The organism is Acetobacter pomorum (assembly GCF_002738225.1).
Taxonomy (GTDB): domain Bacteria; phylum Pseudomonadota; class Alphaproteobacteria; order Acetobacterales; family Acetobacteraceae; genus Acetobacter; species Acetobacter pomorum.
This window is the reverse complement of record NZ_PEBQ01000109.1, coordinates 24,698-31,087: the sequence shown is the minus strand read 5'-3', so window position 1 is coordinate 31,087 and position 6,390 is coordinate 24,698. Positions and strand designations below refer to the sequence as shown.

The 6,390-nt window shown below is 51.9% G+C and carries 6 protein-coding genes and 2 pseudogenes; 2 read left to right on the top strand and 6 right to left on the bottom strand.

From position 1 onward, the window contains the following. Both CSR02_RS08405 and CSR02_RS08400 read left to right on the top strand, forming a co-directional pair. Positions 1 to 240, top strand: a pseudogene (locus CSR02_RS08405) (TonB-dependent receptor); the annotation flags it as partial. A gap of 11 nt (positions 241 to 251) precedes the next feature. Continuing rightward, positions 252 to 1,604: a PepSY-associated TM helix domain-containing protein gene (locus CSR02_RS08400; RefSeq protein WP_087652254.1), complete on the top strand. Its 1,353-nt coding sequence runs from the start codon at positions 252 to 254 to the stop codon at positions 1,602 to 1,604. A gap of 2 nt (positions 1,605 to 1,606) precedes the next feature. Here CSR02_RS08400 and CSR02_RS08395 read toward each other — a convergent pair whose 3' ends face one another. The 6 genes and pseudogenes from CSR02_RS08395 to CSR02_RS08365 form a co-directional block, all read right to left on the bottom strand. Then, on the bottom strand, positions 1,607 to 2,248 hold the full coding sequence (locus CSR02_RS08395; RefSeq protein WP_087652255.1) for an SCO family protein: 642 nt from the start codon (positions 2,246 to 2,248) through the stop codon (positions 1,607 to 1,609). 304 nt (positions 2,249 to 2,552) lie between these two features. Then, positions 2,553 to 3,434, bottom strand: a complete 882-nt coding sequence (locus tag CSR02_RS08390; protein WP_099541263.1) for a DMT family transporter — start codon at positions 3,432 to 3,434, stop codon at positions 2,553 to 2,555. Positions 3,435 to 3,511: 77 nt separating this feature from the next. Next, the gene (locus tag CSR02_RS08385; protein ID WP_099541262.1) at positions 3,512 to 4,306 is read right to left on the bottom strand and encodes an AraC family transcriptional regulator; all 795 of its coding nucleotides are present in this window, start codon (positions 4,304 to 4,306) and stop codon (positions 3,512 to 3,514) included. A gap of 230 nt (positions 4,307 to 4,536) precedes the next feature. After that, entirely contained in the window at positions 4,537 to 4,833 is a 297-nt protein-coding gene (soxR, locus tag CSR02_RS08375) for a redox-sensitive transcriptional activator SoxR (protein ID WP_264820583.1), read from the bottom strand. Positions 4,834 to 4,912: 79 nt separating this feature from the next. Further along, positions 4,913 to 5,449 (bottom strand): annotated as a pseudogene (locus CSR02_RS17010) (IS5 family transposase); the annotation flags it as partial. Positions 5,450 to 5,534: 85 nt separating this feature from the next. Continuing rightward, positions 5,535 to 6,289, bottom strand: a protein-coding gene (locus CSR02_RS08365; protein WP_099541259.1) for an IS5 family transposase whose coding sequence is annotated in 2 segments (ribosomal slippage) — positions 5,535 to 5,950 and positions 5,950 to 6,289 — 756 coding nt in all. Because the reading frame shifts where the segments join, the coding sequence is not laid out codon by codon here. Between the last annotated feature and the right edge of the window lie 101 nt (positions 6,290 to 6,390).

Sequence of the window (6,390 nt, the reverse complement as noted above, 5' to 3'; positions counted from 1 at the left end):
CTTAATCTTGAAATACATTATGATCCCCCCGCCCGGTTTGGCTGGGCACATCGTTTGCACTGGTATTTCGAAGTGCAAAACGTAGCCAACCAGACCTATATCGCGGGAGCCACAAACATCAGCGATAAACTGCAGACCAATGGTCAGCAGGCCGGAACCACGACACTCATGAACAGCACAGGTTCCATCTACGCAGGTTCGCCCCGTGCGTATTTCGGCGGCGTGCGCATCAGGTTTTGAGGGATAGTACCATGACCATACACAGTGCCACTCTCTGGCCAGACCGTCGCACGCTCTGGCGCTGGCATTTCTTTGCAGGGCTGTTCTGCCTACCTTTTGTGGCCTTTCTTTCTCTGACCGGGGCGGTTTATCTTTTCAAACCTCAAATTGATGACTGGATTGACTGGCGATATGACCATCTGCCCGTAGCCTTGTCGCCCTCTCCCGAGCGGGACGTTCGGGCAGCTTTATCCGCAGTGCCGCAGGGGGCTTTTCTGGCTTATGAACTTCCCCGGACTTTGCAGAGTGCTGCGCGTGTTCTTGTCAGCAAGCCGGACGGAGAAGCGGTGCGCGTCTATGTGGACAGGAACACCCATACAGTTCTGAAAACTGTTCTGGAAGAAAGCAGATTTGAGCGGCTGGTTTTCCGTCTGCATGGACAGTTGCTGCTGGGTAATGTGGGTTCTGTCATTATGGAAATGGTTGCATCATGGACCATTGTGCTCATTGTGACAGGCGTGCTGCTCTGGTGGCCACGTCACCAGCGCGGACTGACAGGGGTTGTCTATCCACGCCTTGGAGCAAAGGGACGGACCCGCTGGCGGGATCTCCATGCGGTCACGGGTGTTTGGACGTCAGTGTTTCTGGTGCTGTTTCTGGTATCCGGTCTACCGTGGTCTTTCGTCTGGGGGCACGCTCTACAATCGGTCGAAAACACGGTTGGTCGCCTGACCTCTGTCAAAGACTGGGAAATTGGCGCGGTTCCAGCTGCCACAGTCATTGCCGGGCACCCGCTGGGACAATCACAGAGACTTCCAGCAAAAGACAGTATGGATATGCCCGGCATGGACATGCCAGCCGCCTCCACCTCTTTTCCGGAAGGAGATTTGCTGAGTAGTTTGGATACTGTTGTACAGACTGCGAGCACTCTTTCCCTGCCAATTCCGGTAATCATTACACCGTCTGGCTCTCTATGGACTGTGCGTTCCGACACGCAAAACCGACCTTTGCGGGAAAGTGTGACGGTCACATCCGACGGCCATGTGATGACACAGGAAACGTTTGCCCAGAAAGGTCTTATGGATCGGATCATTGGCTACGGCGTTGCAGCGCATGAGGGCCAGCTTTTTGGAAAGATGAACCAGGCCATTAACCTTTTAGTGGCAATGGGTTTACTGATGATGAGTAGTGCCGCAACAGTATTGTGGCTTAGACGCAAACCTGTGGGCTCCTTGGGGGCTCCACCCGCTTTGCCTTCTCAGAAATATGGAGTTGTTGGTATGACGACCCTTGTGATTCTGGGGCTGCTTCTACCAGAACTGGGGGTCGCATTACTTGTTCTGGTTCTCGCAAACCGGATGTTTGCGAGATTAGGTCCGACCTGACATCACGGGGATGGCAAGAGCCGTCTGAGTTCGCTTGCAATCTGATGAGCACTGGCATCAACGGGGATCATGCCAACCAGATGGTTGTGTCCGTCCATGAGGTAAAGAAGCGAACTATGATCGACGAGATAGCCTGAGCCATTGGAGGCATGACGTCGTGCCGAGACATGAAATGCCTTCATAACCGGCTGAAGCTGTCTTTCGGATCCCGTCAGACCGACAATATGAGAGGAGAAACGCTCAACATACTCCTGTAACACTGCAGGAGTATCACGTTCGGGATCAACTGAAATGAACACGGGAATAATACTTTGTCCCCGCTTACCAAGCTCATCAAGAGCGGCTGACACAGTCGCAAGTGTCAACGGGCAGACGTCCACACAGTGTGTATAGCCAAAATACAGAAGCGTATAACGCCCCTCAAAAGCCGCCTGACTGACAGTCTGCCCATGGCCATTAACCAGAGTGTAAGGGCCGCCAATCTGTGTATGCTGCTGCGACGTCAGAAATATTCTTAGTCCCACAGCCCCAGAAAATAGAAACACTATGATGCAAAGAAGAGGAAATATCTTTTTCCACTCCTGTCGTCTCGAAAGAGGGACTTGCTTGGTTAATGCAATTTTTATGGGTTTCTTGCGAGTCATCGCGCCATCATAGCAAACAGTATGCCGGACGGCAGCAAGACATCTCCTTTCAATTTCTATGGCCGCTTTTTATTGCCTTCAAACATAAAGCCGACCTTCCGCACTCCCCCCCAAGCAGTCATTCGTAGAGTTCATTTTCACGACATCTTTCGATCTACAATACTCGTTCAGCCGCTAATAATTGCCTCGCCGTTTATGGACTTCACGATAACTATTTCGGGGTAGAACGCCTGTCGTGTTTTCGACGATTATGATTACCCAGAACTGGACCACACTGAGGCGTTCACCGTCTGTCGACTATGGATCAAGAACATAGGGCAAAGAACGTACCGCTGACAATCAATGCCGCGCCGAGTAAGGTCATAGCCGTCACGGGTTCGGAGAGAAGCAACCACGACATAACAAAACCAAACAGCGGTTCTGTTCCCATCAAGAGGCTGACACGAGTTGGTGTTGTTCGTCGAATGGCTGCATTCTGGATGTAAAAGGCCGCAATAGTGCAAAAAAGCGACAAAAAGCCAACGGCCCCCAAGAATCTTGGCCCAGCATCAACCAAAAGAATATCCGATCTACCGAGAAGCAGAAATACAATCAGCGAAAACACTGCAACTGTTACAGCCTGTAGCGCAGTGAGGGCCGCAGACGATATCATGCGTCCAGTTGTAAGACGCTTTGTTGAGACCACCATGATTGCACGCAATATTGCCGCGAGTAGTATCAACACCTCCCCCAGTCCGAACCCGGTTATTCCTCCCGAAAGAAGTGCTACGCCAATAATCCCGACAAGCGCGCCTGTCACCACGCCATAAGGAGGTAAGCGTTTCTTCAACCCAAAGTCCAGGAATGGTGTAATGAGCGTGCAAAGCGATATGATGAGGGCAGCATTGGTCGCCGTCGTCAGCGAGATGCCCCACGTTTCAGCCACAAAGACTGAAAATAAGATTCCCCCTAATACTATCCCGACGCCCAGATCATGTGGTGATGCCGAAGCCAGATCCCGTTTTGCAAAGAGAAGCATAATTATTGCGGTTGCTGTAAAGCGATAGAAGATCAACAGAAGAGCCGGCGCATACGCCAATGCACTTTTGGCGACCGGATAACTGGCTCCCCATGTCACGGCAACACCCAGCACTGCCAGATCGGCCCACAGTGTTGTGCTTTCAGATCCTTTCGAGTGTTTTATCACTTCTTGTGCTCCGCCTTTATCGAAGACAATTCGCTTACGATAGGCGGACGGATAAAAAATAGAACAAAAGTGCGCTGTCAGCCGCGAGCAAAGGTTCCCGGGGTCATTCCGACAATTGCATGAAAGTGTCGGGCCATATGGCTCTGGTCCGCAAAGCCAGTTTCCGCTGCTGCCTGTGTTGCTGACATACCAGTTCGCAAGAGATGCTTCACCCGTTCAATCTTTTGCTGAAGATGCCACGCATGAGGCGGCAAACCTGTGTAACGGCGAAAGGCGGATATAGTCTGTCTGCGGCGTAGACCCGCTACCACACATAATTCAGCCAGTGACACATCCTCCTCGACGCGAGATTTCAGATATTCAATAGCATCAAGAATACGCCCATCAGGTTGGCGACGCTCTTCTGGTATGGTTTCTGGTGCAAGTTCGTTTAGAATGGCCTGCATGATGCTATCAAGTGCGACATTTCGTGCCAACGATGAAGAGGATTCATGCAGCATGGCATGCCACATGATGAAGCGTCGCGCCAAAGACGGCGTAGCATGAAACGCTGCATTAAAATCCAGATTGCGGCAGATTTCCTTATCGGCCATATCGGACAAAATATTACGAATGCCCTGCTCACTGATATAAAGCATACGCTGACGCCAGCCCGATCTGTCTGCCGCACCACCATAATGCACATCTCCAGGACGCATGGTAACGACTGAACCTGCTGGCACGAAATTCATACTTCCTCTGCACCAGACTGCATGAACACCGCGTTCAATAACCCCGAAGATGTATTCTCCGTGGGCATGCGGCTTGAAATTCTGACGAAAATAATTGGCAGACAAAGTTTCAAGACCATGCAAATGTGCCTGTCGTCTCATTGTCGCATGATCTCGCTGTTTAACCTGACAATTTTTGTTTCGTAGGCTCACCATTTTTCTCAATTATTCAAATTATGTTGCTTGTGCGCTTCAGCAAACAGAATTTGGTATTTGTTGGCAAACTCTGCATTCCGAAAATTGCAAAACTGATTCAGATAACCAGCTTGCAGGAAACACAATCAGTTTATTGCCCATGTTAACCCAAATGATATTGCAGCCTCTTATTTAATCTACGGTTTTTGTCCTTTGATATCTCCCGGATTTCGCAATGGACAGTCTGTCAGCGACAGGCAGCCGCAGCCAATGCAGAGATCAAGTTGCTCCCGCAATTTAAGAAGGTTTTCAATCCGATCCTGCAAAGATTCCCGCCATGCCGCTGACATTCGGCGCCAATCTCGCATCGTGGGTTGGCGCCCGTCTGGAAGGGTCTCAAGCGCCTCCCTGATTTCAGCAAGAGACAAGCCTGCGCGTTGGGCAATCCGGATAACGGCAACACGGCGCAGGATCGAACGCGGATAGAGGTCCAATCAGGCCAGCAATTTAAGCCGGACACATCGCCCTTTGCGATTTGTGACCCAGTACCGCCAGAAATGGCGCAAGCAATAACCGGATCCGGTTGCTGTCATGGCCTCTATCCCCGATAACTTCTTCTGTCTCGTCGGGAAGATCTGCCAGAAGCACGTCTGCTCCTTTGAAGTCACTGACCTGACCTGCGGTTAGACGCAGCCGGACAGGCCGGCCCTGGCCATCACACACGGCATGGCGTTTTGAGTTCAGGCCGCCTTTTGTCCGTCCGATATGGCGGGGAAAAGCCCCTTTTTGAGCAGAGAGGCCGCTGTCCGGTGTGCTTTCAGATGTGTGGCGTCAATCATCAGACGCTTCGAACGGCCAGCCTGTTCTGCCAGGGCGACGAATATCCGCTCAAAGACACCCAGGCGGCTCCACCGGGTGAAGCGATTATACAAAGTCTTGTGCGGACCATACGCTTTCGGGGCGTCTTTCCACTAAAAGCCATTGCGGATTACATAAACGATCCCGCTCAGAACACGCCGGTCATCCACGCGTGGTACTTCCATGTGCCTGAGGGAAAAATGGCTCAATCCGCCTCATCTGGCTCTCAAATAGCAAAAACACATCACTCACAGCCTCATCTCCATCGGTAAGCCTGTGAATCACAACAACCTACTCAGTTCAAGAAATTAATAGGTCCTGAGCCTACAGCGTGTCGTCAGTTAAGCAGGATGATGATTGAGGCGAACTGGACGGCTGCGAGGAAGGTTGATTTCAGTTTATCGTAGCGGGTTGCGATGGCACGGAACTGTTTGAGTTTATTGAAGAACCGCTCGACAAGATTACGTTCCCTGTAAAGGGCGAAGTCGGTTTCCCGCTGCATCGTTCTATTGCGTTTTGGCGGTATAACCGGGGTAATCCCACGCTCTGTCAATCGGTCCATCAACCTGTCTGCGTCATACGCCCTGTCAGCAAGGAAGGCATCCGGATCGATGTTTTCCAGCATCGGTTCCGCCCGGTTGATATCCGCATCCTGACCCGGTGTGATGTCGATCTCCACCGGATTGCCCAGGGCATCGCAGATGGCATGGATCTTTGTGCTCAGTCCGCCTCGTGATCGTTCGATGGCCTGATCCGTGCCCCTTTTTTGAGAGCTCCGGCACTATGCTGATGCGCCCGGACAATGGTGCTGTCGATCATCATGTATTCATTGTCATGATCCGCAGCGAGATGGCGAAATATCCGTTCGATCACACCAGTTTCACACCAGCGGCGCAGTCGCCGGTGCACGTTTTTCCAGTCCCCGAAACGGGCCGGAAGGTCGCGCCATGGAATGCCCGCACGATAGCGATACAGCACAGCTTCTACGAAAAGGCGGTTGTCTGCAGCAGTGCCTCCGACATGACCCTCACGACCGGGGAGGAGGTCCTTTATCCGCTCCCACTGGTCATCGCGTAAACCATAGCGCCGCATCTGTTTCTCTCCCTCAAAACCGGGAAAACAGTCAGCACAGGGCGACAGAAAGTACAACCCTCACGGCACATGGTCAGTGCTTAACTGACGACACGCCGTAG

Excerpts from the sequence above, each read along its gene's own strand:
- CSR02_RS08385 (WP_099541262.1), bottom strand. The coding sequence starts at position 4,306 with ATGAGACGACAGGCACATTTGCATGGTCTTGAAACTTTGTCTGCCAAT.
- CSR02_RS08400 (WP_087652254.1), top strand. The coding sequence starts at position 252 with ATGACCATACACAGTGCCACTCTCTGGCCAGACCGTCGCACGCTCTGG.
- CSR02_RS08395 (WP_087652255.1), bottom strand. The coding sequence starts at position 2,248 with ATGACTCGCAAGAAACCCATAAAAATTGCATTAACCAAGCAAGTCCCT.